General features: G+C 66.9%; 19 protein-coding genes. 11 read left to right on the top strand and 8 right to left on the bottom strand.

Features of this window, described 5'->3' with window-relative positions; translation table 11 throughout:
• Positions 1–85: 85 nt before the first annotated feature.
• Positions 86–394, top strand: a complete 309-nt coding sequence (locus tag IAE24_RS28315) for a hypothetical protein (protein ID WP_012204250.1) — start codon at positions 86–88, stop codon at positions 392–394.
• 12 nt (positions 395–406) lie between these two features.
• On the opposite strand, the gene IAE24_RS28310 is transcribed toward IAE24_RS28315, so the two are convergent.
• From IAE24_RS28310 to IAE24_RS28300, 3 genes are read right to left on the bottom strand one after another with little or no spacing between them, the layout of a single operon-like run.
• Positions 407–2,035, bottom strand: a complete 1,629-nt coding sequence (locus tag IAE24_RS28310) for a SpoVR family protein (protein ID WP_013803510.1) — start codon at positions 2,033–2,035, stop codon at positions 407–409.
• Complete coding sequence (locus IAE24_RS28305) at positions 2,032–3,300, bottom strand: YeaH/YhbH family protein (RefSeq protein WP_012204248.1); 1,269 nt, start codon at positions 3,298–3,300, stop codon at positions 2,032–2,034. Before IAE24_RS28305 ends, IAE24_RS28310 begins: the two co-directional genes overlap by 4 nt.
• Positions 3,301–3,346: 46 nt before the next feature.
• Complete coding sequence (locus IAE24_RS28300) at positions 3,347–5,269, bottom strand: PrkA family serine protein kinase (protein ID WP_012204247.1); 1,923 nt, start codon at positions 5,267–5,269, stop codon at positions 3,347–3,349.
• A 372-nt stretch (positions 5,270–5,641) separates the two neighbouring features.
• Between IAE24_RS28300 and IAE24_RS28295 the strand changes: the two genes are divergently transcribed.
• Positions 5,642–9,025: a mechanosensitive ion channel domain-containing protein gene (locus IAE24_RS28295; RefSeq protein WP_199961356.1), complete on the top strand. Its 3,384-nt coding sequence runs from the start codon at positions 5,642–5,644 to the stop codon at positions 9,023–9,025.
• A 54-nt stretch (positions 9,026–9,079) separates the two neighbouring features.
• Here the strand turns inward: IAE24_RS28295 and IAE24_RS28290 are convergent, their stop codons facing one another.
• Entirely contained in the window at positions 9,080–10,807 is a 1,728-nt protein-coding gene (locus tag IAE24_RS28290; RefSeq protein ID WP_199961326.1) for a methyl-accepting chemotaxis protein, read from the bottom strand.
• A 191-nt stretch (positions 10,808–10,998) separates the two neighbouring features.
• Positions 10,999–11,946 carry a LysR substrate-binding domain-containing protein gene (locus IAE24_RS28285; RefSeq protein ID WP_325100579.1) on the bottom strand — a complete coding sequence of 316 codons (948 nt, stop codon included), beginning with the start codon at positions 11,944–11,946 and terminating at the stop codon, positions 10,999–11,001.
• 26 nt (positions 11,947–11,972) lie between these two features.
• Between IAE24_RS28285 and IAE24_RS28280 the strand changes: the two genes are divergently transcribed.
• From IAE24_RS28280 to IAE24_RS28265, 4 genes are read left to right on the top strand one after another with little or no spacing between them, the layout of a single operon-like run.
• Positions 11,973–12,875 carry an HpcH/HpaI aldolase/citrate lyase family protein gene (locus tag IAE24_RS28280; RefSeq protein WP_325100578.1) on the top strand — a complete coding sequence of 301 codons (903 nt, stop codon included), beginning with the start codon at positions 11,973–11,975 and terminating at the stop codon, positions 12,873–12,875.
• A complete protein-coding gene (locus tag IAE24_RS28275) occupies positions 12,872–14,053 on the top strand; it encodes a CaiB/BaiF CoA transferase family protein (RefSeq protein WP_199961329.1) in 1,182 nt (393 codons plus the stop codon). Before IAE24_RS28280 ends, IAE24_RS28275 begins: the two co-directional genes overlap by 4 nt.
• Positions 14,054–14,085: 32 nt before the next feature.
• The gene (locus tag IAE24_RS28270; protein WP_199961330.1) at positions 14,086–15,066 is read left to right on the top strand and encodes a Bug family tripartite tricarboxylate transporter substrate binding protein; all 981 of its coding nucleotides are present in this window, start codon (positions 14,086–14,088) and stop codon (positions 15,064–15,066) included.
• A 47-nt stretch (positions 15,067–15,113) separates the two neighbouring features.
• Positions 15,114–15,953 carry a fumarylacetoacetate hydrolase family protein gene (locus IAE24_RS28265; RefSeq protein WP_199961331.1) on the top strand — a complete coding sequence of 280 codons (840 nt, stop codon included), beginning with the start codon at positions 15,114–15,116 and terminating at the stop codon, positions 15,951–15,953.
• A gap of 54 nt (positions 15,954–16,007) precedes the next feature.
• On the opposite strand, the gene pmbA is transcribed toward IAE24_RS28265, so the two are convergent.
• Positions 16,008–17,417 (bottom strand): metalloprotease PmbA, encoded by a 1,410-nt coding sequence (gene pmbA / locus IAE24_RS28260; RefSeq protein ID WP_012204243.1) that lies wholly within the window; start codon positions 17,415–17,417, stop codon positions 16,008–16,010.
• Between the two features lie 66 nt (positions 17,418–17,483).
• On the opposite strand from pmbA, the gene yjgA reads away from it, so the two are divergent.
• Both yjgA and mog read left to right on the top strand, forming a co-directional pair.
• Positions 17,484–18,161, top strand: coding sequence for a ribosome biogenesis factor YjgA (gene yjgA, locus IAE24_RS28255; protein WP_123692395.1), 678 nt, complete (start codon positions 17,484–17,486; stop codon positions 18,159–18,161).
• Complete coding sequence (mog, locus tag IAE24_RS28250; protein ID WP_065346464.1) at positions 18,154–18,759, top strand: molybdopterin adenylyltransferase; 606 nt, start codon at positions 18,154–18,156, stop codon at positions 18,757–18,759. Before yjgA ends, mog begins: the two co-directional genes overlap by 8 nt.
• Positions 18,760–18,802: 43 nt before the next feature.
• On the opposite strand, the gene IAE24_RS28245 is transcribed toward mog, so the two are convergent.
• Positions 18,803–19,339, bottom strand: a complete 537-nt coding sequence (locus IAE24_RS28245) for a DUF6036 family nucleotidyltransferase (RefSeq protein ID WP_047325805.1) — start codon at positions 19,337–19,339, stop codon at positions 18,803–18,805.
• The gene (locus tag IAE24_RS28240; RefSeq protein ID WP_199961332.1) at positions 19,320–20,006 is read right to left on the bottom strand and encodes a helix-turn-helix transcriptional regulator; all 687 of its coding nucleotides are present in this window, start codon (positions 20,004–20,006) and stop codon (positions 19,320–19,322) included. Before IAE24_RS28240 ends, IAE24_RS28245 begins: the two co-directional genes overlap by 20 nt.
• Before the next feature lie 321 nt (positions 20,007–20,327).
• On the opposite strand from IAE24_RS28240, the gene IAE24_RS28235 reads away from it, so the two are divergent.
• From IAE24_RS28235 to IAE24_RS28225, 3 genes are all read left to right on the top strand, one after another.
• On the top strand, positions 20,328–21,539 hold the full coding sequence (locus IAE24_RS28235) for an ABC transporter substrate-binding protein (RefSeq protein ID WP_012204238.1): 1,212 nt from the start codon (positions 20,328–20,330) through the stop codon (positions 21,537–21,539).
• A gap of 178 nt (positions 21,540–21,717) precedes the next feature.
• Positions 21,718–22,899 carry an efflux RND transporter periplasmic adaptor subunit gene (locus IAE24_RS28230; RefSeq protein WP_199961333.1) on the top strand — a complete coding sequence of 394 codons (1,182 nt, stop codon included), beginning with the start codon at positions 21,718–21,720 and terminating at the stop codon, positions 22,897–22,899.
• Between the two features lie 2 nt (positions 22,900–22,901).
• Positions 22,902–24,864, top strand: a 1,963-nt coding sequence (locus IAE24_RS28225) for a MacB family efflux pump subunit (RefSeq protein ID WP_200016407.1), incomplete at its 3' end; no start/stop codon positions are given.

Here is a 24,864-nt window from a genome sequence, read left to right as displayed (position 1 = left end):
CCCCCGCCTTCGCCGGGGCCCGCCCCGCCCCCCCCCCCCCCCCCCCCGCGCCCGATGATCGTCAAACCGAAGGAGTGCCCACTACATGCCCGAAAGCGAACTCCTGGCCATCGCCGCGCACCTGCATGTGCTGCTGCGCAGAAGCTGCGGCCGCGTGACCGATACCGAATGGCTGGCGGCCAATGCCGAGTACGCCGCCGAAATCATCCGCTTCGCCCGGGAGCAGGAAGGGACGCGCAGCACGCCCGAACTGGTGGACTGGACCCATCGCTTCGAAGCGGCCTGGAATGCCGCGCTGGCCGGGCCCGCCGAGCGCTCGCCGCTCATGCAGCGCGCCGGCGAGCTGATGCGCCAGCGCGCGGAAAACCGCAAGTACGTGGGCACGCTGCGCTAGCGTCTTGCCTGATCAGGCCGGTGGCGCGGGCACGGAGTGCAGCAGCACGGGCGCGTCGCCATCGCCGTTGACGCTTTCCATCTGCACGCCAAAGCCCCACAGGCGCGCTGCGTGCTTGAGCACTTCCAGCGCATCGTCGGACAGGGGCCGGCCCTGGTAGCGCGTGTGGCGCAGGGTCAGGCAGCGGTCGCCGCGCAGGTTCACGTTCCAGACCTGGATATTGGGCTCGCGCGCGCCCAGGTCGTACTGCTGCGACAGGGTCTGGCGCAGGGTGCGGTAGCCGTCGTCGTCATGGATGGCGCTGACCAGCAGCTCGCGTTCGCTGGCATCGTCATGGATGGAGAACAGGCGCATGTCGCGCATCAGCTGCGGGCTCAGGTACTGGCCGACAAAGCTCTCGTCCTTGAAGTTCTGCATGGCATGGTGCAGCGCCGGCAGCCAGGGCGTGCCGGCCAGATCGGGGAACCAGCGGCGGTCTTCCTCGGTAGGGTCCTGGCAGATGCGGCGGATGTCGCGGTACATGGCAAAGCCCAGCGCATAGGGATTGATGCCGCTGTAGGCGCGGTGGCCGGCCGGGGGCTGGTAGATCACGTTGGTGTGGGAGGACAGCCATTCGATCATCACGCCGTCGGTCAGCCAGCCTTCGTCGTACAGGGTGTTGAGCAGGGTGTAGTGCCAGAACGTGGCCCAGCCCTCGTTCATCACCTGGGTCTGGCGCTGCGGGTAGAAGTACTGGGCGATCTTGCGCACGATGCGCACGATCTCGCGCTGCCACGGCTCCAGCAGCGGGGCGTTCTTCTCGATGAAGTACAGCAGGTTTTCCTCGGGCTCCTTGGGAAAGCGCTCGCTGTGCTGCGCCGCGCTGTCCTTGCCGGGGCGGGCCGGCAGGGTGCGCCACAGCTCGTTGACCTGCTGCTGGGCATAGGCCTCGCGCTGCTCGCGCTCGGCCCGCTCGCGCGCCAGGCTTTTCTTGGAGGGGCGGCGGTAACGGTCCACGCCCAGGTTGGACAGGGCGTGGCAGGAGTCCAGCCATTGCTCCACTGTCGTCAGGCCGTGGCGCTCCTCGCACTGGGAGATGAAGTCGCGCGCATAGACCAGGTAGTCGATGATGCTGCCGGCATCCGTCCACATGCCGAACAGGTAGTTGTTCTTGAAGAAGCTGTTGTGGCCGTACGCTGCATGGGCGATCACCAGGGCCTGCATGGCCGTGGTGTTTTCCTCCATCAGATAGCTGATGCAGGGATTGGAGTTGATGACGATCTCGTAGGCCAGGCCCATGTGGCCGCGCCGGTAGCGCCTCTCCGTCGCCATGTACTCCTTGCCATAGCTCCAGTGGCGGTAGCCCACGGGCATGCCCACGCTGGCGTAGGCGTCCATCATCTGCTCGGCCGAGATCACTTCCAGCTGGTTGGGATAGGTGTCCAGGCCGTAGCGTTCGGCGGCGGCCGCAATCGCTGCGTGATAGCGCTCGATGAGCTCGAAGGTCCAGTCGCTGGGATCGGGCAGAGGCTCGGCTGGCCGCGCCCCCGCCGGCAGCGGCGCGGAGGGCACGATGCGCTGGGCCCGGTCGCTGGCCAGATGGGATTTCCACTGCGGCGTGGCATGGCGAGGCGCCAGCACGGGATAGTGAGAGAGGTTCATACCGATACCCCCTCTTTCTTGAACAGGTCGCGGAACACGGGATAGATCTCGCTGGCGTCCGACACCTTGCGCATGGCGAAGTGCGAGAACAGCGGCAGCACCTGGCTGTACTCCTGCCACAGGCTCTGCTCTTCCTGCACCACCTGCACATAGGCGAAGTAGCGCACCAGCGGCAGGATTTTCTCGACCAGCAGGTTGCGGCAGTTGGAGCCGTCGTCGCCGAAGTTGTCGCCATCGCTGGCCTGGGCCACGTAGATGTTCCAGTCCCCGGACGGATAGCGCGCGCGGATGATCTGGTCCAGCAGCACCAGCGCACTGCTGACCACCGTGCCGCCGCTTTCCTGGGAGTGGAAGAACTCGTCCTCGCTGACCTCGGCCGCCTGCGTGTGGTGGCGGATGAAGACGATGTCGATCTTCTCGTAGTGCCGCGTCAGGAACAGGTACAGCAGGATGAAGAAGCGCTTGGCCAGGTCCTTGCGGTCCTGGTCCATGGAGCCGGACACATCCATCACGCAGAACATCACGGCCTGGCTGATAGGCGCAGGCACGCGCGTGCGGTTGCGAAACCGCAGGTCGATGGGGTCGAGAAAGGCCACCGTGCCCATGCGCAGCTTCAGCGCATCGATGCGCTGCTGCAGCTCGGCCGCCGCCTCGCTGGTGCCATCGTCCTGCGCCAGCAGCGCTTGCAGCTGCTCCTCCAGTGCCTTGAGTTCGCGGTGCGGCGCCTTGGTCAGCGCAATGCGCCGGCCCAGGGCGCCGCGCATGGTGCGCAGCAGGGCCAGGTTGTGCGGCGTGCCGTCGTGGCTGTAGCCGGCGCGGCGCGTCTTGTACTGCATGGTGTTGCCGATGTGGGTGCGCAGCAGCCGCGGCAGGGCCAGGTCTTCAAAGAACAGTTCCATGAACTCTTCCTTGGTCAGGGTGAAGGTGAAGTCGTCCTCGCCCTCGCCGCTGTCGCTGGCCTGGGAGCCGCCGCCGCCTGCGCCGCCCTGCGGCCGGGCAATGCGGTCGCCGCGCACATGCTCGGTGTTGCCCGGATGCACCGTGTCATGGACGCCGCCCTGCCCGTGGTGGAACACGGGCTCGCGGATGTCCTTGCGCGGGATGGAGACGCTCTCGGACTCCTCCATGTGGCGGATGCCGCGCTTGTCCACCGCGCGGCGCACCGCCTCGGCGATCTGCGCCTTGTAGCGGCGCACGAAGCGCTCGCGGTTGCCCACCGACTTGTTCTTGCCGGCCAGCCTGCGATCGATGATTTGCAATGCCATCTGTTCCCCCCAGCCCGGGCGCGCCGAAGGGCGGCGCACCCACCCGTCAGTTGCTCTTGCGAACGCGCAGGTACCACTCGCACAGCAGGCGCACCTGCTTGGACGTATAGCCCTTGGCCTCCATCCGGGTGACGAAGTCCTCGTGCTTGCGCGCGTCCTCGGCACTGGCCTTGGCATTGAAGCTGATCACGGGCAGCAGCTCCTCGGTATTGGAGAACATCTTCTTCTCTATCACCACGCGCAGCTTCTCGTAGCTGGTCCAGCTGGGGTTCTTGCCCTGGTTGTTGGCCCGCGCGCGCAGCACGAAGTTGACGATCTCGTTGCGGAAGTCCTTGGCATTGGCAATGCCCGCGGGCTTCTCGACCTTCTCCATCTCGGCGTTGAGCGCGTTGCGGTCGAAGGCCTCGCCGGTATCGTTGTCGCGGTACTCGCTGTCCTGTATCCAGTAGTCGGCGTAGGTGACGTAGCGGTCGAAGATGTTCTGGCCGTACTCGCTGTAGCTCTCCAGATAGGCGGTCTGGATTTCCTTGCCGATGAATTCGGCATAGTGCGGCGACAGGTACTCCTTGATGTAGCTGGTGTACTTGGTCTCCAGCTCGGCAGGGAACTGCTCGCGCTCGATCTGCTGCTCCAGCACATACATCAGGTGCACCGGGTTGGCCGCCACCTCGGTGCTGTCGTAGTTGAAGACCTTGGACAGGATCTTGAACGCGAAGCGCGTGGAGATGCCCGACATGCCCTCGTCCACGCCCGCATAGTCGCGGTACTCCTGGAAGCTCTTGGCGCGCGGGTCCGTGTCCTTGAGGCTTTCGCCGTCATAGACCTGCATCTTGCTGAAGATGCTGGAGTTCTCGGGCTCCTTCAGCCGCGTGAGCACGGCGAACTGCGCCATCATCTTGAGCGTGCCGGGCGCGCAAACGGCGCTGGCCAGGGACGACTCGCGGATCAGCTTCTCGTAGATGCGCACCTCCTCGGAAACGCGCAGGCAGTACGGCACCTTGACGATATAGACCCGGTCCAGGAAGGCCTCGTTGTTGCGGTTGTTGCGGAAGGCCTTCCACTCGCTCTCGTTGCTGTGCGCCAGCACCATACCGTCGAAGGGAATGGCGCCAAAGCCCTCCGTTCCCTTGTAGTTGCTCTCCTGCGTGGCCGTCAGCAGGGGGTGCAGCACCTTGATGGGCGCCTTGAACATTTCCACGAACTCCAGCAGGCCCTGGTTGGCCAGGCACAGGCCGCCCGAGTAGCTGTAGGCGTCGGTGTCGTCCTGGGCAAAGTTCTCCAGCTTGCGGATGTCCACCTTGCCCACCAGGCTGGAGATGTCCTGGTTGTTCTCGTCGCCGGGCTCGGTCTTGGCAATGCCAACCTGCCTGGAGATGCTGGGATAGCGCTTGACCACGCGGAACTGGCGGATATCGCCGCCGAGCTCCTCCAGGCGCTTGACGGCCCAGGGCGACAGCACATGGTTGAGGCAGCGCCGGGGAATGCCGAACTGCTCCTCCAGCAGCGGCCCGTCCTCCACGGGGTCGAACAGGCCCAGCGGCGACTCGTTCACGGGCGAGCCCTTGAGGGCGTAGAACGGCACCTTCTGCATCAGGTATTTGAGGCGCTCGGCGATGGAGCTCTTGCCACCGCCCACGGGGCCCAGCAGATAGAGGATCTGCTTGCGCTCTTCCAGGCCCTGGGCCGCATGGCGGAAGAAGCTCACCACCTGCTCGATGGAGTCTTCCATGCCGTAGAACTCGGCGAAGGCCGGATAGCGCCGGATGACCTTGTTGGCAAACAGCCGCGACTGGCGTGGATCATTGCGCGTGTCCACCATTTCAGGTTCGCCGATGGCTGCCAGCATGCGCTGGGCAGCACCTTCGTAAGCCATGGGATCGCGCTGGCACAGGGCGAGAAATTCGTCCAGCGACATCTCTTCTTCGCGAAGGCGAACGTAACGTGCAGCCGAGTTGCTGATGACATCCATACGACCTCTCCCGGCGGCACCCGAGGGCGAACAGTGCCGCGAAGTTGCAAGGCATTCGCTACCGTGTGGAACTGTTGTAGCACCTTGCATCGGCTTTGAATAGCTCATACGTCCCACATGTCTGCATTGCGCGCGAGGTCACAATGTCAGGTTCCTGGACTACCCCGCTTTTTGCGGCGCCGGGACAGGGGCTTGAGCCAGCCGGGCCTGCAGCAAGGCCCGTGAATACAGCGCCTGACGCTCCCACTTTTGACAAATGATAGTCCGCACTCACACAGCGGCACAGGCCCGAATTCAGAACCGATGTCTCCTGCCGACAACCCCCTACTTGCCGCCGGTCGCCCATCGCGCAAACTGGCTGCCGTGACGCCGATGCACCTGCTGCGGGCCATGTGCCTGGTGCTCGGCCTGCTGCTCGCCCTGCTGGCACCGGGCCTGGCCAAGGCCGCACCGGCAGCAGGCCCTTTGGGTGCCTTGCAGGGCACATTGGGGGGCGGATCGGCCTCCGACAAGGAACGAAGCAACGCCATTCAGGCCCAACTGGATGCCGCCGCATCGGCCACAAAGGAAGCCGATGCGCTGGCGCAGGAACTGGACCGCCTGCGCGCCAGGGCACGCACGCCCGTGCCTGCCCTGCCCGCGCCGCTGAGCGACGAGCAGCTGGGCAGCCTGTTCGATCGCTGGAAGGAACGCGTTCCCGCCAACGCCAGCCAGGAAGTGCTGGAACGCCTGCTGGCCGATGAGCGCGATGCCATCGCCGCACTCAAGGTGGGCATCGAAAAATCCGCGGCCGACCAGGCCAATCTGGTGTCCCAGCCCGGCCCGGGGCGGATCGATCTGTCCATCCTCCAACAACGCGCGCAGGAAAACGCCGAGCCCGTGACCGCCGAGCCCGGCGAAGCCCCCGACCTCACCCAGGCCCGCCAGGCACGGCGCAGCGCAGAGCACCGCCGCGCCCTGCTGGAGCTGGCGCTGCGCCAGGAAGAGCAGTCCACCATCGAAGCCCGCCAGCGCCTGCTGGCCGCCCAGCTGCAGGCCCAGCGCCGCGAGCTGCTCGAGCGCATGCCGCGCGCCGCCTGGCTGACCCAGCGCATTGCCGAGCGCAGCCGCCAGCAACTGGAGCAGCAGGTGCAGGAGATGGAGCTGGCCGCCCAGCACGCTTCCGCCGCCGATCCCGCCATACGCGACCTGGCCCAGCGCAATGCGGCGCTGGCCGCGCAGATCCTCAAGAACTCCAATGAACTGGCGCAGGAGCGCAAGACCCTGGCCAATGACGAATATGTCCGCGACCAATTGAGCGCCACGCTGCGCGACACCCAGGCACGCCTGCGGCTGGGCGGTGGCAGCGCGGCCGTGGGCCAGTGGCTGTGGCAGCAGCGCGTGGAGCTGTCCTCCGGCAACACCTTGCAGTCCAGGCACCGCGCCGTGCAGCGCCAGCTGGCCGAGCTGCGGCTGATGCTGTTCAACTCCAGCAAATGGCGCCAGAACCCCGGCGCGGACACGGCGGCACAGGCCCCGGCCGACGCTGCGGATGCAGGCGGCGTGGCAGCACCTGAACCTGCCGCCAGCGCCACCACGGCCATCAATGCATCCACCTCGGCACAGCAGACCGCCCTGCTGGCCCGGCAGGTGGCGCTCACCGATCAATTGCAGCCCGTTTTGCTGCGCCGCATTGCCGTGCTGGAGCAGACCGATGAAGCCCTGCGCGCCGCCCTGCGCAGCGGCAACGAACTGCGCCAGGTGCTGGACAAGGAACTGCTGTGGTTCCCCAGCCACCGCCCCATGGACCGCACCTGGCTCAGCGAGTGGCAGGCGCTGGAGCAGGACATCGAAGGCAGCAGCTCCCCCTGGAAGACCGCGCGCGCCCTGGCCGCCAGCATCTGGAACGATCCCTGGGCCTTTGGCGCCGTCGGCCTGATCGTGGCCCTGCTGCTGGGCCTGCGCCGCTACGCGCTGCGCCAGCTGCAGTCCATCGCCGTGCGCGTGGGCGACTTCATGCGCGACAACTTCGGGCTGAGCCTGCTCGCGCTGGGCTGGAGCCTGCTCTACACCCTGCCCTGGAGCTTTGCGGCCGCGGCGCTGGGCAGCCTGCTGCAAGGCCCGGAAACCGTGGGCACGGCGCTGGAGCCGCTGGGCGCCACCCTGGTCCAGCTCAGCGATTTCATCTTCGTGGCCACCTTGCTCAACGCCCTGTTCTGCCCGGGCGGGCTGGCACTGGCCCACTTCGGCTGGCCGGCCGCCCGCGTGCAGATGCTGCGCCAGATGGTGCGCCGCGCCGCCTGGCTGATCGTGCCTGCCGAACTGCTGGGCGGCCTGGCCTTCTACAGCCATGACAACCACGCCATCAGCACCTGGGGGCGCATCTCCATCCTCATGCTGTCGCTGGGCCTGGCCTGGATGGCCTGGCTGTACTTTCGCCGTGTCATGCAGCAAAAGCGGCCCGGCATCCACTGGGGCCAGATCGTCAGCGTGGTGCTGATGCTCATGCTCAGCGCGCTGGCCGTGGGCATCGTGCTCGGCTATGTCTACACGGCCACCGAATTCATCCAGGCCCTGATGGCCAGCTTCGTGTTCCTGGGCGCGGTCGAGGTCGTGGTCAACCTGCTGCGGCGCTGGCTGCTGCTGGGCGAACGGCGCCTGGCGCTGAACCGGCTACGCGAAGCCGCCAGGCTGGCCCAGAGCGGCTCGGGCGTGGACACCGGCAAGGCACCCACCGACGAAGCCACCCAGATGGCCCTGGTCACCGTGGGCGCCCAGGCGCACAGGCTGCTGGGCCTGCTGCAGCAGGTGCTGGTCGTGCTGACCCTGGTCTACGCCTGGCTGCCCGTGCTGCCTGCGCTGCTGCGCTCCGAAGGCGTGGTGCTCTGGTACACCACCAACACCGGCGCCGACGGCATCGCGCATGCCGCCCCCGTGAGCCTGATGGACGCGCTGCTGGGCGTGATGATCCTGCTGCTCACCTTCAGCTTTGCACGCAACCTGCCGGGCCTGCTGGAAGTGACGCTGTCGGCCTCCAACCGCATCAGCAGCTCCGCGCGCTACACCCTGGCCACGCTGGCGCGCTACGCCATCACCATCGCGGGCACGGTCAGCGCCTTCACGCTGCTGGGCCTGCGCTGGGGCCAGCTGCAGTGGATGGTGGCCGCGCTCACCGTGGGCCTGGGCTTCGGCCTGCAGGAGATCTTCGCCAACTTCGTCTCGGGCCTGATCCTGCTGGTGGAGCGGCCCTTCCGCGTGGGCGATGTCATCACCATCGACACCCTCACCGGCACCGTCACGCGCATCCGCACGCGGGCCACCACGGTGCTGGACTTCGACAACAAGGAAATCGTCATCCCCAACAAGACCTTCATCACCGGCCAGGTGACGAACTGGACCTTGAGCGACGACGTGACCCGCCTGGTGATCGACGTGCCCGTGGCCCACGGCAACGACCCCGAGCGAGTGCGCGACATGCTGCTGGCCATTGCCAGGGAACACCCCCAGGTGCTGCGCGAACCCGAGCCCAACTGCTGGTTCATGGCGCTGGAAGGCAACGGCCAGCGGTTCGAGCTGCGCGCCTACGTGGGCAAGGTCGAAGACCGCCTGCCCGTGCGCCACGACCTCAACCGCCGCGTCAACGACCGGCTCAAGGACGCTGGCATTGCCGTGGCCTTCCCGCAGCTGGACCTGCATGTGCGCAACATGCCGGCCCATGCACCGGGGCAGGCACCGGGGCAGGCGCCTGGGCAGACCCCACCCCATCCGACGGCATGAGGCCGGCAAGTCCCCCGGCTCCACGCGCACAGAGCGGCATTGCCCCCCTCGCGGTCAGAACACTTCCCAGTTCTCGTCCACACGCTCGCCCGCATTGCGCAGCGGGGTGACCTTGGCAGGCGCTGCAGCAACCCTGGGTGCCGCTGCGGACGCCCTCGTCCGCTGGCCGCCCTTGCTGCCTGCGGCGGCTGGCGCTGGCGCCTGGCCCGGTGAGGACGCGGGCAGGGGCACGGACGAGGACACCCCGTCCAGCTTGAACAGGCTGACCAGATCGACCAGCCTGGCAGCCTGCGCGTTCAAGCTTGCGGCAGCCGCCGCCGATTCCTCGACCAGGGCCGCGTTTTGCTGCGTGACCTGGTCAAGCTGTACGACGGCATCGCCCACCTGCGCCACACCGTCGGCCTGCTCGGCCGTGGCCGCGCCTATTTCGCCGATCAGGTCGGCAACACGCTGCGCCTGCTGGACGATGTCCTTCATCGCGGAGCCCGTCTCGCTCACCAGGCCCGAGCCCTCGTCCACCTTGGACACGCTCTCGCCTATCAGGGCCTTGATCTCCTTGGCTGCACCCGCGCTGCGCTGGGCCAGGCTGCGCACCTCGGATGCCACCACGGCAAAGCCGCGCCCCTGCTCGCCGGCCCGCGCCGCCTCCACGGCGGCATTGAGCGCCAGGATGTTGGTCTGAAAGGCAATGGAGTCGATCACGCCGATGATGTCCTCGATCTTCCGGGAACTGGCGGTGATCTGCTCCATGGTGGCCACAACGCGGTCCACGATCTTGCCGCCGCCAGTGGCGGCCTGGCTCGACGAAGCGGCCAGCTGGGTGGCGGTACGCACCGTATCGGCATTGAGCTTGACGGTGGCGTTCATCTCCTCCATGGAGGCGGCGGTCTGCTCCAGGTTGCTGGCCTGCTCTTCCGTGCGCTGGCTCAGGTCCGCATTGCCCGAGGCAATCTGGCTGGCGCCGGTCGCGATGGATTCACTGCTTTGCCGCACATCGGCAACCACGCGCGCCAGACCGGCCCGCATGTCCTCCATGGCGCGCAGCAGGCTGGAGGTGTCGCCGGGCGCCAATTGCACCCGCACGGACAAATCGCCCTGCGCGATCTGGCGCGCCACCCCGGCGGCATAGGAGGGCTCTCCGCCCAGTTGCTGCTTGACCGTCCTGGTGATCATCCAGGCCACCAGAGAGCCCAGCGCGGCGGCCAGCAGCGTCAGCACCAGCATGGCCACGCCGTCTTCGGCCACGCGGCGCAGCGAGCCGTCCACCGTGGCCTGCGTCCGTGCCTTCTGGTAATCGACCAGCGCCTCGACCGCATCGAAATAGGTCGTCTGCAAGGAGCGCAGGCGCCCCATGATCAGATCCCTGGCGGCATCGCCCTGGTTGGCCAGGCCCAGGTCACCGGCCTGGCGCATGGTCTCCACGAAAGGCTGGCGCGCCTGACGTATTTCGGCAAAGAGCCGGCGCGCCTGCTCGGTCTGCAGGCGCTGGTCCAACTCCTTCATGACCAGGCCGTTCCTGGCAACCACCTCATCCAGCCGGCGGCTCTCCTCGGCCATCTGCGCCGGATCGGTGATCAGCGCCAGATTGCGCACCACCCGCGCCGACGCGTTGGCGTTGTCCTTGAGCGATTGCAGCCGGGCCAGATTGCCCATGCGGTCCTCGGCCAGCACGCGCAGCTGCTCGCCCTGGTCACGCAACTTCATCCAGCCGAAGGCCGCCACGCATACGCAAACAACGATCACCGCGAAAAAACCCATGCCCAGCATGGTTCCCAACTTCATACGCCTCAGAAAACCCACGTCGCTCTCCCTCGAACCACCTACGCAAACCGGCCAGACCGCTGGCACGGAAGAAACACATTCAGGAACAAATTTGACAATTTGAATCAGTCGTGTCGCCTTCCCAAACCCTGCACATCCAGTAGGACAGCGCCTTGCCGACATGCAGGCATAGCGCTGCCAGCGGTCCGCCGTCAGCGATGGGAAGCCAGGGGCGCGTAGATATCCCGCAGCAGGTGCTCCAGCTGCGCCAGCACCATGGCGCTGGCCCGGCTACGGACGGCCTGCGGCTTCGTGGCCGTGAGCACGTCGCGGTAGAGGTGCTCGACGTCGAGGGGGCGGATCACCGTGGAGCGCCGTGGCCGCAGCATGCGCAGGCTGATCCACGGCAGCACACTGGCGCCCAGCCCTGCGCGCACCGCACCGATCTGGGTGGCAGTGGAGTTCACCTCGCCTGCCACCTGGTAGCCGGTGTCCAGCGCCGCAAAGGCCCGGTCCAGCGCACCGCGCGTGGCATTGGGCAGGCTGGGCAGCAGCAGTGGATGCCGTGCCAGATCCTGCAGCGACATGGGCTTGCCATCCGCCTCGGGCGCCAGGGCGCGGGCGCAGCCAAAGAAGAAAGGCTCGCGTACCACGGGCCTCGTCTCCAGCTTGGCCGTAGCCTCCGAGGCATAGAGCACCCCCATGTCGAAGCGGCCACTGTGCACACCCTCCACCAGATGGCCGCTCAGCCCTTCGTGGATGGACAGGATGACGGCCGGCCAGCGCTCACGGCAGGCGGCCAGCAGGGGAACAGCCAGCACCTGGGCGATGCTGCCCGCAATGGCCACCGATACAGAACCGGCCACCTGCGATTCCTCGACCTGAACGCAGGCCCGCGCATCGGCCACCTGCCGCAGGATGGCCTGCGCCTGACCGTACAGCAGCCGGCCCGTGGCCGTGGGTTGCACGCCCAGCGCGCCACGCACCAGCAGCGTGCTTTGCAGTTCCTGCTCCAGCAGCTTGAGCTGGTGGCTCACGGCGGATGGCACCACGTGCAGCACATCACAGGCGCGGGTGATGCTCTGGGCATCGATCACGGCAATCAGGTATCTGAGCTGGCGCCATTCCATGTCAGGTCCGAAGAGGGGTTCGATTTGCACGAAGGCCGGTTCTGAATTCCTCAGCCATGCGCTGCGAGGTGCTGCCTACATTGTGCTTACCGCCACTTCGCTACCCAAGCCCCATGCCGTTCCACCCCCGATCCCTGCTATATGTTCCTGCAACCTCCGCACGCATGCTGGCCAGCGCAGGGCGGCGCGGTGCCGATGCCCTCGTGCTGGACCTGGAAGACGCCATTGCCCCCGCGCAGAAGGAGCAGGCCCGCGCCATGCTGCAACCGGCCATCGCCAGCCTGCGCGGGCAGTGCCCCGTGCTGGTGCGCATCAACGCGGACAGGGCATTGGCACAGGCCGATACCGAGGCCGCCTTGCAGGCTGGTTGCGATGGCCTGGTCATCCCCAAGGTGGAATCTGCCGCCGATGTGCAGCGCATCGCAGCCCTGGCCGATATCCACGGCAGCCCGCCGGTGCTGCTGCAGGCCATCGTGGAGACGCCCACCGGGCTGATGCGCCTGCAGGACATTGCCCGGGCCTCACCCCGGCTGGTGTCGCTGGCCTTTGGCGGCGAGGACTTCGCCACTGCATTGGGCGTGGCGCCCACGCCCCAGGCCCTTGCCATGCCGGCACAGGCCGTGGTCATCGCAGCCGTGTCAGCGGGGCTGCATCCCATGGGGCTGGCAGGCAGCATCGGCGGCTATGCGGATCTTGCGCAGTTCGGCGAACTGGCCCGGATCTCCCGCGCACTGGGCATGCAAGGTGCCGCCTGCATCCACCCGGCCCAGTTGGCGGCCGTGCACGCAGCCTTCGGAGCCAGCCAAGAGGATCTGCGCCAGGCGCGCGACACCGTGCTGGCCTATGAACAGGCGCTGGCGCAGGGACAGGGCGCCGCGGCCGTTGACGGCCGCATGGTCGATGCACCCATTGCACAGCGCGCACGCCAGTTGCTGCGCAGCACCGGGGAAGCCGCATGAACGCCACGGACAACACAGGCTCCCTGCCCCTGCGCGGCATCCGCGTGCTCGACCTGTCGCGCCTGGCTGCAGGCAACATGCTCACGCTGCAGTTGGCCGACTTCGGCGCCGAAGTGATCAAGGTCGAGGCGCCAAGCGGCGATACCCTGCGCGACTGGAAGAACGACGGCCAGCCGCTGTGGTGGCAGATCTACGCGCGCAACAAGAAAAGCATCTGCCTGGACCTGCATGACGGGGCCGATGTGCAAAGTCTTCTGCAGCTGGCCGAATCGGCACAGGTCCTGGTGGAGAGCTTTCGCCACGGCGCACTGGAAAAGTTCGGACTGGGACCCGATGTCCTGCTGCAGCGCAATCCCCGCCTGGTGATCGTGCGCATCTCAGGCTGGGGCCAGACCGGTCCCTATGCGCAACGGCCCGGCTTTGGCACCCTGGTCGAAGCCTTCTCGGGCTTTGCCCAGAAGAATGGCTTTCCCGACAAGCCGCCCGCCCTGCCCAACCTCGGCCTGGCCGACATGATCGCGGGCCTGGCGGGCGTGGGCGCCACCATGTTCGCACTGCGCGAAGTGGAAACCAATGGTGGCCGCGGCCAGGTGGTGGACCTGTCGCTGCTGGAACCCATGTTGGCCGTGCTCGGCCCCGACCCCGCCATCTTCCAGCGCACCGGCCAGCGGCCACGGCGCATGGGCAACCGTGCCGACATCGCCGCACCGCGCAATGCCTACCAGTGCGCCGACGGGCGCTGGCTGGTGATGTCGGGCTCCACCCAGCGCATGGCCGAACGGATTTTCGAGGCCATGGGCCGCAAGGACCTGTGCAGCGATCCCCGCTTCGCCACCAACGCGGCACGGCTGCGACATGTCGATGCGCTGGACGCGCTGATCGCCGGCTTTGTGGCACAGCGCAGCCTGCAGGACAACCTGCTGCACTTCGGCCAATGGGAGGTGACCGTGGGGCCGGTGCTTGACGTGGAGCAGTTGCTGGCCGACGAGCATGTGCGCGCCAGGGCCTGCATCACCTGCATACCCGATGCCGACGGCCAGCCCCTGCCCATGCACAACGTCTTTCCGCGCCTGTCGCGCACACCCGGGTCCATCCGCAGCCTGGGCCCTGCGCTGGGAGAGCACCAGCACCTGGTGCCACCGGGCGCCTGTAGCGATCACCCTGCCCCGACCGAATGACCCCTCAGCCCATACAACGAAGGAGACATACCATGGCCTTTCTCAGGACTTTGCTCACCAGGGTCGCCACGGCGGCGGCCCTGGGCCACGTCGCCCTGCTCTCTGTGCCAGCCCACGCGGCCCCTGCGCAACTGGTCACCCTGGTGGTGCCTGCCGCGCCGGGCGGCTCCAACGACATCGTGGCGCGCGTCATGGAGCCGCTGCTACGCGGCGAACTCGACCGGCCCGTGGTGGTCGAGAACCGGGGCGGCGGCGGGGGCAATGTCGGCGCAGCCTACGTGGCACGCGCCGAAGCCGGCAGCAACATCTGGCTGCTGACATCGGCCAGCATCGTCACCATGAACCCCGGCTTGTTCGCCAACCCGGGCTTCGACACGCTGCGCGATTTCGTGCCCGTGGCCGGCATTGCCAGCGTGCCCCATGTGCTGTTGGTCAACAAGGACTTTGCGCCGTCCACCCTGCCCGAGCTGCTGGCCTTGCTGCGCAGGGAGCCGGGCAGGTACTTCTTCGGCTCTGCCGGTAACGGCACCTACTCGCACATCCTCATGGAATTCCTCAAGCGCGCCGAAAAGGTGGATGCCTCCCATGTCCCCTTCCGTGGCGTGGCCCCGGCCATGACCGAACTGATGGCCGGGCGCATACAGATGCTGATCAGCACCCTGCCTTCGGCCATGCCCTACCTGCAAAGCCGCGACGTCAAAGCCCTGGCCGTGTTCTCCGACCAGCGCAGCGAGTTCCTGCCCGACCTGCCCCTGGCCCGCGACACCGTTGCCGGCCTGGTTGGCGACCTGTGGATTGCGCTGTACGCGCCCAAGGACACACCCTCGCAGGAAGTGCAGCGCATGCGCCAGGCCGTGGACAAGGCCCAGGCATCACCCGGACTGCGCGAGAAATTCCGCAAAATGGGCGCCAGCGTCTACGCCCCCACGGCTGCAGAACTGCGGCTGCAGACGGCAGCCGACTTGGCACGCTGGAGCCAGTTGATCCGGCAGGCAGGCATCCAGGTGGACTAAGCAGCCGGCCCATTTCAAGACATTCCAGAGCATTCCAAGGAGACTCCATGAAACTGCTGAGATTCGGCCCCGAGGGCCAGGAAAAGCCCGGCCTGCTGGATGCCGAAGGCCAGATCCGCGACCTGTCCGCCCTGTTGGACGACTACACGCCCCGCCTGTTGGGCCGCGAGGCGCTGCGGGCCCTGGCCGCCATCGAACCCGCCAGGCTGCCCCTGGTGCAGGGCCCGGTGCGCATCGGCATGCCCTGGAGCGGCATGTCCAAGTTCGTTGCCATCGGCCTGAACTACCGCGACCATGCCGAGGAAGCCGGCATGCCCATTCCCAAGGAGCCCATCCTCTTCGCCAAATGGCCCAGCTGCGCCTGCGGCCCCGACGACGACATCCCCCTGCCTGAGGGCAGCACACGCATGGACTGGGAGGTGGAACTGGGCATCGTCATCGGCGAGCGCGCGCGCAATGTGTCCGTGGCCGATGCGCTGGAGCATGTGGCCGGCTACTGCCTTGCCAACGATGTGTCCGAGCGCGAATACCAGATCGACCGCAGCGGCGGCCAGTGGAGCAAGGGCAAGGGCTTCGACCGCTTCGGCCCCATCGGCCCCTGGCTGGTCACGCGCGACGAAGTGCCCGATCCGCAGGCCCTGCAGCTATGGCTGGATGTGAACGGGGAGCGCCGCCAGAGCGGCAGCACGCGCACCATGATCTTTGGCTGCGCCGAACTCATCAGCCACTGCAGCCGCGTGATGACGCTGGAGCCCGGCGACCTCATCATCACCGGCACGCCCCCGGGAGTCGGGATGGGCATGAAGCCGCCGCGCTATCTGAAGGCTGGCGATGTGATGGAGCTGGGGATCGAGGGGCTGGGGGTGCAGAGGCAGCGAGTGGTGTAGATCCACAAAAAAGCGGCTTCAAAAAGCCGCTTTATTTTTGAGCTGAACCAGCGCTCAGCTGCCCGCCACCTTCATCCGGTTGATCAGGATCGAGCCCACGGTCTTGGCGCCGTAGTTGTAGGCATCTGCGCCCACGGCCTCGATGCCCTTGAGCATGTCCTTGAGGTTGCCGGCGATGGTGATCTCATGCACGGGGAAGGCAATTTCGCCGTTTTCCACCCAGAAGCCGCTGACACCGCGCGAGTAGTCGCCGGTCACGTAGTTCACGCCCTGGCCCATGAGCTCGATCACGAACAGGCCCGTGCCCAGTTTCTTGAGCATGGCGGGCAGGTCGTCGCCGGCCTTGGTGCGGCGCGAGGTCATGACCAGGTTGTGCGATCCGCCGGCATTGCCGGTGGTCTTCATGCCCAGCTTGCGGGCCGAGTAGCTGGACAGGAAGTAGCCCTCGACGCGGCCGGCATCCACCACCTTGCGGGCCTGCACGCGCACGCCTTCCTCGTCGAAGGGCGAGCTGCCCTTGCCGCCGAGGATGAAGGGATCTTCCGTGATGTCGATGTGCTTGGGGAAGACGGGCTTGCCCAGCGAGTCGAGCAGGAAGGTGCTGCGGCGGTACAGCGCGCCGCCGCTGACGGCCTGCACGAAGCTGCCCAGCAGGCCTGCGGCCAGCGTGGACTCGAACAGCACCGGGCATTCGGTGGTCGGGATCTTGCGGCTGCCCAGGCGGCTCAGGGCGCGCTGGGCGGCGTAGCGGCCCACGGCTTCGGGCGAGGCCAGGTCGGCCGCGTTGCGCATGGAGCTGTACCAGGCGTCGCGCTGCATCTCGCCATTGCGGCCCGGCAGCGATGCGATGGGCGCCACCGACAGGCTGTGGCGCGAGCTGGCGTAGCCGCCACGGAAACCATTGGTGTGGGCACTGAAGAAATGGCTTTGCTGGGCCGAGACGCCCGCGCCTTCGCTGTTGGTGATGCGCTTGTGCGTGCGCAGCGCGGCTTCCTCGCATTGCAGCGCCAGTTCGGCCGCAGCCTCGCTGGTGAGGTCCCAGGGGTGGAACAGCTGCAGGTCGCGGTGGGTGCCGGGCTGGGCGATGTCGGCCGCATCGGGCAGGCCGGCCATGGGATCTTCGGCCGTGAAGCGTGCGATGTCGTAGGCGGCCTGCACGGTCTGCTGGATGGCGGCATCCGAGAAGTCCGAGGTGCTGGCGTTGCCACGGCGGTTGCCCAGGTAGACGGTCACGCCCAGCGACTTGTCGCGGTTGCGCTCCACGGTCTCCAAAGCCCCCTTGCGCACGCTCACGCTCAGGCCGCAGCCCTCGGAAGCCTCGGCCCCGGCGTTGGTGGCGCCGAGCTTCTTGGCGTGGACCAGGGCACGGTCCACCAAGTCTTCAAAAAACGGTTGGCTGTAGCTGAAGCCGGAATCAGCCTGCGGTTTGGCGGTGCTTGCCGAGCGGGGACGGGGTTTTTTCATAGCGGCGGCTATGATAGCCGCCACTGCAGCGCTCTCCGCGCCGCCACTGCATTTGTCCCCTACCCCATGTCACGCAAACCCAAAAAAGGCTACTACGTCAAAGGTCACTTCGTTGCCGAAGGCAGCGAACTCGACCTGCAGCTCAAGGCCGAACTCAAAGGCACCCCCGACTCCAGCAAGACGGATCTCAAGCGCGAGTCCGACGCCTTGCAGGACCTCGGCAAGGATTTGCTGACGCTGCGCTCCGACCTGTTCAAGCGCCTGCAATTGCCCGACCAGCTGGCCGATGCCCTGGCCGAGGCCAAGCGCATCACCAATTTCGAAGGCAAGCGCCGCCAGATGCAATTCGTCGGCAAGCTCATGCGCAAGCTGGACGAGACCGAGATCGCCGCCGTGCGCGCCGCGCTGGACGAGCAGCACAACGGCTCGGCCGCCGAGAAGATGGCCCTGCATGCGGCCGAGCAATGGCGCGACCGCCTGATTGCCGAGGAATCGGCCCTGTCCATCTGGCTGGACCATTTCCCCGACACCGACACCCAGCAGCTGCGCGCCCTGATCCGCCAGGCCCGCAAGGACATGCCTGGCGCCCATGAGGCCAATGTGCAGGAATCCACCGGCCTGGCCCAGCGCAAGGGCCGCGCCTACCGCGACCTGTTCCAGCTGGTTCGCCAGCAGTTGGGCGGCACGGGCCGCGAGACTGCCGAGGACGGTGACGGCGCTGGCGAGGAAGCTGACGATGAGTGAACCCGTCCATGACGCTGTGCGCATCGGCATCGTCTCGATCAGCGACCGTGCCAGCAGCGGCGTCTATGAGGACAAGGGCCTGCCGGCCCTGCAGGACTGGCTCACCCGCGCGCTCAGGAACCCCATCACGTTCGAGCCGCGCCTGATCCCCGACGAGCAGGCCGGCATCAGCGCCACGCTGATCGAACTGGTCGATGCAGGCTGCTCCCTGGTGCTGACCACGGGCGGCACCGGCCCCGCGCCGCGCGATGTCACGCCCGAAGCCACCCTGGCCGTGGCCGACAAGGAAATGCCGGGCTTTGGCGAGCAGATGCGCCAGATCAGCCTGGCCTTTGTGCCCACGGCGATTCTGTCGCGCCAGGTGGCGGTGATCCGCGGCAAGAGCCTGATCATCAACCTGCCGGGCCAGCCCAAGGCGATTGCCGAGACTCTGCAAGGCCTGCAAAACCCTGATGGCACGCAAACGGTCAACGGCATCTTTGCGGCCGTGCCCTATTGCGTGGACCTGATCGGCGGGCCTTATCTGGAAACGGATGACAGCGTGTGCAAGGCGTTCCGCCCCAAGAGCGCAGTGCGCACCGCGCGACCTGCGGCCTGAGCGCGCGGACACGGCAATCGACAAGCAGCCTGCGGGCTGCTTTTTATTTTTTCAGCCCCTTGAACCACCGCTGAATCCGGGCCCGCAATTGCCGCTTGCCGTCATCACCCAATGGCATGCCGCTTGCCAGTTTCAGTGCCGCATCGACCTGTACATGGCCATGCTCCATCAGTGCCATGCAAAACACCCGGTCCTTGTCGCGCCCCGCCTGGGCCTTGGAGAGGAAGAGATCCAGCACATCAAGGCAATAGCCGACGCGATCGTTGGTATTGCCGTTCTGGATACGGTGCAGCCGGTTTTGCCAGCCTGAGGCAAGCACTGCCGTGTCCGGGCCCACGCCCTGTGCGTAGTAGCCATTGGACTCGTGGAAGCGAGAGCCTTCGCCAATGGATCCGTCGATCCGGTCCGCCAGATCCGGAGCGTTGAGCGGATAGATGTCCGCCTCTGCGGACATCTTGAAAACCGGCTCGGGATACGGGATGGAGCCCAGGATTGCCTGGCTTCCCACGATGACGAATTCATACTCATTCGTCACATCCCCGCTCGCACGAATGATGTGCTCAAGATCCTCTCGGTTCATAGGCCCGCCCTGTATCTCCCAATGCAACGCCCCGCTTGAGATCCCCCACCTGCGCCAGTACCTGCTGGCGCACCTGTTCGGGCAGCACCGATGTCAGGGGCGAGGCCTGGCGCAGTTCCTGGGCCCTTCGCGTGCGGGCCAGGATGGTGCGCCAGCGGCCATTTTGCAAGACATCCTGCCACTGCCTCCACAGGCTGGCGGAATGCGAATCCCCCTGGCTCAACCACCTCTCCAACGTGTCCTGTGCCTGCTGCAGCAATGCCGGGTCAGATCGCACAAGGCGCACGGCTTCTTCATGCAATGCCAAGCTTTGCAGATCCTGCACTTCATGGCGCGCATCCTGCGCACGCACCAGAACCTGTACGACGGGCCTGGCATGGCGCGAACGGGCTGCGGCAGTTCCTGCGGGCGCGGGCTGCAGGGCGTCGCCCCCCAGCAATGCCAATTCTCCCCCTATGCCCAGTTCCGACATGACCCGCAGGTACGTGCCCATGGATGGCCCGGGATCGCCGGACTCGACTGCAGCGAGCGTGCTGCGGGATATGCCTACGCGCGAGGCCATCTCGACCGTGCCCAGCCCCTGCTCCTTGCGCAGACGCTTGAGCCGGTCACCGAACTGCAAAAGCAGTTGGCGCTGAAGAAGGGTGGACTTTTCTGGCGTTTTCATTTGTCTATTATTCTAAGCAAAACCTATATTTTTGATTGTTTTTCTAGACAAATTAATTTAAGACCAGTGCTTTCGCATCTCCAAGTCAAGGAACGGAAAAGCAGGTCCTGACGCGCTCACAAGCCACGGCCGGGATGCGCAGCGCATGGCGATCAATCAACGGACCGGCCACGTTGCAAGAATGAGCGGCTGTACTGTCGCACCGGGGCCACCAAGCCCGTGCTTGCCCCAATGCGGCAGGCCCCTGTCCCTGCCAGCATGGAATCACCCGGCCCCTGCGCAACAGCAGCGGGCTTTTTCCATCCAAAGCAAGGAGACTTCATGCAGCAACGCCCCAAGACATCGCTGATGACACCGCTGGCCCTGGCACTGTGCGCCGCCGCACTGGCAACGCCGGCCCTGGCGCAGCAGGACAAGGTTCGGATCGGCTTCATCACCGACATGTCCAGTCTCTATGCCGATGTCGAGGGCAAGAACGGCGCCGTGGCGATACAGATGGCCATTGACGACTACGGCGGCAAGCTGCTGGGCAAGCCCATCGAGCTGCTGACGGCCGACCACCAGAACAAGGCCGACATTGCCGCCAGCAAGGCGCGCGAGTGGATCGACACGCAGGGCATCAGCCTGGTGTTTGGCGGCACCAACTCGGCCACGGCCCTGTCCATGGCCAAGGTGGCGCAGGAGAAAAAGCGTGTCTTCATCGACAACGGCGCGGGCAGCTCGGCGCTGACCAACGAGCAGTGCAGCCCCTACACCGTGCACTACGCCTTCGACACCGTGGCCCTGGCCAAGGGCACGGGCGCGGCCGTGGTGGAGGCCGGCGGCAAGAGCTGGTACTTCGTGACGGCCGACTATGCCTTCGGCCATGCGCTGGAGGCCGATACCACCAAGATCATCGAGGCGCGTGGCGGCAAGGTGCTGGGCTCGGTCAAGACGCCGCTGAACGCCAGCGACTTCTCCAGCTTCATGCTGCAGGCGCAGAACTCCAAGGCCCAGATCCTGGGCCTGGCCAACGCGGGTGGCGACACCATCAACTCCATCAAGGCCGCGCGCGAGTTCGGCGTGACCAAGGACATGAAGCTGGCCGGCCTGCTGGTGTTCTTCACCGACGTGCACAGCCTGGGCCTGAAGAACACCCAGGGCATGCAGTTCACCACCAGCTGGTACTGGGACATGAACGATGCTTCGCGCAAGTTCGCCGATGCCTTCATGGCCAAGACCCAGCGCCGCCCCAGCGAGATCCAGGCGGCCGACTACTCGGCCACCATGAACTGGCTCAAGGCCGTGGAGAAGGCCGGCACGCTGGACGCCGACAAGGTCATGGCCACCTGGCGCGGCATGAAGATGGATGACTTCTTCGGCAGCGGCTACCTGCGCGAGGACGGCCGCTACGTGCACGACATGTACCTGATGGAAGTGAAATCCCCCGCCGAATCCAAGGGCACCTGGGACTACTACAAGCTGGTCAAGAAGCTGCCGGCCGAGCAGGTCTGGACGACGAAGGCAGAGAGCAAGTGCCAATACTGGCGCTGAACTTGCGGTGAGCCGGGGGGCAGCCCGGCCGCTCCCGCCCCTCGCCTTTCTCCACTGAATCTCCATGCCTTGGTCAATGCCGGGACATCGAACCGCGCCAGACTGGTAAGTTCGAGCATTGGGCGCGGCGCCGGGCAGGAACTTCTTCCCCTGCGGCCGACCGCGCGGCAGGGGAAGAATGAAGTTCAATCGCAAGTGGACCATTGGCGCCGTGGTGGGCGCCTGCATCATCGCCGGGGGCACACTGTGGAAGGCCAGCGCCAAGCCCGCCACCCGGTACGCGACGGCCGCCGTCACCGTGGGCAACCTGGAGCAGACCGTGCTGGCCGTGGGCCGGCTGCATGCCAAGGAGCTGGTCGCCGTGGGCGCCCAGGTCTCCGGACAGGTCAAGCGCCTGCATGTGGAACTGGGCCAGCAGGTCAAGGCCGGCGACCTGATCGCCGAAGTCGATGCCCAGCCGCAGCGCATCAAGCTGCGCAATGCCGAGGCCTCGGTCACCGCGCTGCAGGCGCAGCTCGCCGCGCGGCGCGCGGCCCTCGTCCAGGCCCGGCTCACCTTCCAGCGCCAGCAGGAACTGCTGCAGGCCGACGCCACCTCGCGCGCCGACCATGAGGCCGCCAAGGCGGCGCTGGACACGGCCCAGGCCGAGGTCGGCGCCCTGCAGGCCCAGATCGAGCAGGCACGCACCCAGGTGGAGACCGAGCGCATCAACCTGGGCTACACCCGCATCGTCGCGCCCATGGACGGCGTGATTGTGGCCGTGGTCACCAAGCAGGGCCAGACACTGAACTCCTTCCAGACCACGCCCACCATCGTCATGCTGGCCAAGCTCGACGTGATGACCGTGCGTGCCGAGATTGCCGAGGCCGACGTGGACAAGATCCAGCTCGGCCAGACCGCATGGTTCACCACGCTGGGCAGCAACCGCCAAAAACACATGGCGAAGATTGAGCGCATCGAGCCCGCACCCACCTCCATCGTCAATGACGCGGGCGGCGGTGCCTCGCCCGCTGCGGCCACGCCCGCCGCCAAGGCCATCTACTACAACGCCCAGTTCGACGTGCCCAACCCGGACGGCAAGCTGCGCCCTTCCATGACCGCCCAGGTCACCGTGCGCGTGGCCCAGGCCGACAAGGCCGTGCTGGTGCCGGCCGCCGCACTGGGCAGCCGGGCAGAGGACGACAGCTACACCGTGCGCGTGCGCGACGGCGAAGGCAAGGTCGCCGAGCGCAAGGTGCGCATCGGCCTGCGCACCAATGCCCAGGCCCAGGTGCTGTCGGGCCTGGAGGCGGGCGAGCAGGTGGTGATCGGCGAGGCGGGCCCGAACAACGCCCCCGCCGCAGACCCCATGGGAATGTGAGCATGGACCAGCCATTGCTGCAAATGCGGGGACTGCGCAGGGAGTTCCCCGCCGGTGACACCACGGTCGCCGTGCTCAAGGACATCGACCTGACCATCGAGGCCGGCGAGATGGTGGCCATCGTCGGCGCCTCGGGCTCGGGCAAGTCCACGCTGATGAACATCCTCGGCTGCCTGGACCATCCGACCTCGGGCAGCTACCGCATCGCCGGCCGCGAGACCGGCGAGCTGGGCCCCGATGCGCTGGCCGCGCTGCGGCGCGAGCATTTCGGCTTCATCTTCCAGCGCTACCACCTGCTGGCCGACCTCACGGCCCAGGGCAATGTGGAGCTGCCATCGGTCTACGCCGGCACGGCGCCCACGGACCGCCATGCGCGCTCGGCCGCCCTGCTCGAACGCCTGGGCCTGGCCGACCGCATGCAGCACCGGCCGGGCCAGCTGTCGGGCGGGCAGCAGCAGCGCGTGTCCATCGCCCGCGCGCTGATGAACGGCGGCGCCGTCATCCTGGCCGACGAGCCCACGGGCGCGCTGGACAAGGCCAGCGGCGAGCAGGTCATGCGCATCCTGCAGGAGCTGCATGCCGACGGCCACACCATCATCCTGGTCACGCACGACATGGCCGTGGCGGCCCACGCCTCGCGCGTGATCGAGATCAGCGACGGCGCCATCATCGCGGACCGGCGCAGCGCCCCGCATGAAAGCAAGCCCCCGCTGGAGGCCACAGCCGCCCCGCGCGCCGCCTCCTGGCGCATGTTCGGCGACCGCTTCGGCGAAGCGCTGCGCATGGCGCTGCGGGCCATGAACGCGCACCGCCTGCGCACCTTCCTGACCATGCTGGGCATCATCATCGGCATCTCTGCCGTGGTCTCGGTGGTGGCGCTGGGGCGCGGCGCGCAGCAGCAGGTGATGAACCAGATCAGCGAGCTGGGCACGAACACGCTGGACATCTTCCCGGGCAAGGACTTCGGAGACACGCGCGCCGCCGCCATCGAGACCCTGGTCGCCGCCGATGCCCAGGCCCTGGCCGAGCAGCCCTACGTGGACAGCGCCACGCCCAATGTGTCGGTCAGCGTCACGGCGCTGTACCGCGAGAACGCGGCCATGGCCCAGGTGACGGGCGTGGGCTTCGAGCACTTCCGCGTGAAGGGCCTGCGCCTGGCGTCAGGGCGGTTCTTCGACCAGCGCGACGTGGACCTGCACGCCCAGGTCGCGGTCATCGACCAGAAGGCCGCCACCGCGCTCTTCCCCGGCAACCCCAGCCCGCTGGGCGAGGTGGTGATGCTGGGCGAGATGCCCGTGGAGATCGTGGGAGTTCTGCGCCCCGCGCAAAACAGCTTCGGCGGCTCCACGCCCACCTTCTTCGTGCCCTACACGGCAGCCGCCACGCGCCTGGTCGGCAAGTACCACCTGGACAGCATCACGCTGCGCATCAAGGACGAGGTGCCGGCCGAGATCGCGCTGAAGGCGGCCACCAGCCTGCTCACGGAACGCCACGGCACCAAGGACTTCTTCGTCTGGAACTCCGACCAGATCCGCCAGGCCATCACGCGCACCAGCACCACGCTGACGCTGCTGGTCTCGGCCATCGCCATGATCGCGCTGCTGGTGGGCGGCATCGGCGTGATGAACATCATGCTGGTGTCGGTAACCGAGCGCACGCGCGAGATCGGCGTGCGCATGGCCATCGGCGCGCGCCAGTCGGACATCCTTCAGCAGTTCCTGATCGAGGCCGTGCTGGTCTGCATCGTGGGCGGCATCCTGGGTGTCTCTCTGGCGCTGAGCCTGGGCCTGGCAGTGAGCCTGTCGGGCTCCAGCTTCCAGCTGTCGTTCTCGGCCGCCTCCATCGTGCTGGCCGTCGCCTGCTCCTCGCTCATAGGCATCACCTTCGGCTTCCTGCCCGCGCGCAGCGCGGCGCGGCGGGGCCCCCGCCCCGGCCCGGCGAGCGGGTGGGCAGGATTTGGGGAAC

Source organism: Delftia sp. S65, assembly GCF_016516495.1.
GTDB classification, from domain to species: Bacteria; Pseudomonadota; Gammaproteobacteria; order Burkholderiales; family Burkholderiaceae_C; genus Comamonas; species Comamonas acidovorans.
Note: the sequence above shows the minus strand (reverse complement) of the source record. Positions and strands in the feature narration are given on the sequence as shown.

Bases quoted from the DNA above. Each gene is read 5' to 3' on its own strand.
- IAE24_RS28315 (WP_012204250.1), top strand. From the start codon at position 86: ATGCCCGAAAGCGAACTCCTGGCCATCGCCGCGCACCTGCATGTGCTG.
- IAE24_RS28310 (WP_013803510.1), bottom strand. From the start codon at position 2,035: ATGAACCTCTCTCACTATCCCGTGCTGGCGCCTCGCCATGCCACGCCG.
- IAE24_RS28305 (WP_012204248.1), bottom strand. From the start codon at position 3,300: ATGGCATTGCAAATCATCGATCGCAGGCTGGCCGGCAAGAACAAGTCG.
- IAE24_RS28300 (WP_012204247.1), bottom strand. From the start codon at position 5,269: ATGGATGTCATCAGCAACTCGGCTGCACGTTACGTTCGCCTTCGCGAA.
- IAE24_RS28295 (WP_199961356.1), top strand. From the start codon at position 5,642: ATGCACCTGCTGCGGGCCATGTGCCTGGTGCTCGGCCTGCTGCTCGCC.
- IAE24_RS28290 (WP_199961326.1), bottom strand. From the start codon at position 10,807: ATGAAGTTGGGAACCATGCTGGGCATGGGTTTTTTCGCGGTGATCGTT.
- IAE24_RS28280 (WP_325100578.1), top strand. From the start codon at position 11,973: ATGCGCTGCGAGGTGCTGCCTACATTGTGCTTACCGCCACTTCGCTAC.
- IAE24_RS28275 (WP_199961329.1), top strand. From the start codon at position 12,872: ATGAACGCCACGGACAACACAGGCTCCCTGCCCCTGCGCGGCATCCGC.
- IAE24_RS28270 (WP_199961330.1), top strand. From the start codon at position 14,086: ATGGCCTTTCTCAGGACTTTGCTCACCAGGGTCGCCACGGCGGCGGCC.
- IAE24_RS28265 (WP_199961331.1), top strand. From the start codon at position 15,114: ATGAAACTGCTGAGATTCGGCCCCGAGGGCCAGGAAAAGCCCGGCCTG.
- pmbA (WP_012204243.1), bottom strand. From the start codon at position 17,417: ATGAAAAAACCCCGTCCCCGCTCGGCAAGCACCGCCAAACCGCAGGCT.
- yjgA (WP_123692395.1), top strand. From the start codon at position 17,484: ATGTCACGCAAACCCAAAAAAGGCTACTACGTCAAAGGTCACTTCGTT.
- mog (WP_065346464.1), top strand. From the start codon at position 18,154: ATGAGTGAACCCGTCCATGACGCTGTGCGCATCGGCATCGTCTCGATC.
- IAE24_RS28245 (WP_047325805.1), bottom strand. From the start codon at position 19,339: ATGAACCGAGAGGATCTTGAGCACATCATTCGTGCGAGCGGGGATGTG.
- IAE24_RS28240 (WP_199961332.1), bottom strand. From the start codon at position 20,006: ATGAAAACGCCAGAAAAGTCCACCCTTCTTCAGCGCCAACTGCTTTTG.
- IAE24_RS28235 (WP_012204238.1), top strand. From the start codon at position 20,328: ATGCAGCAACGCCCCAAGACATCGCTGATGACACCGCTGGCCCTGGCA.
- IAE24_RS28230 (WP_199961333.1), top strand. From the start codon at position 21,718: ATGAAGTTCAATCGCAAGTGGACCATTGGCGCCGTGGTGGGCGCCTGC.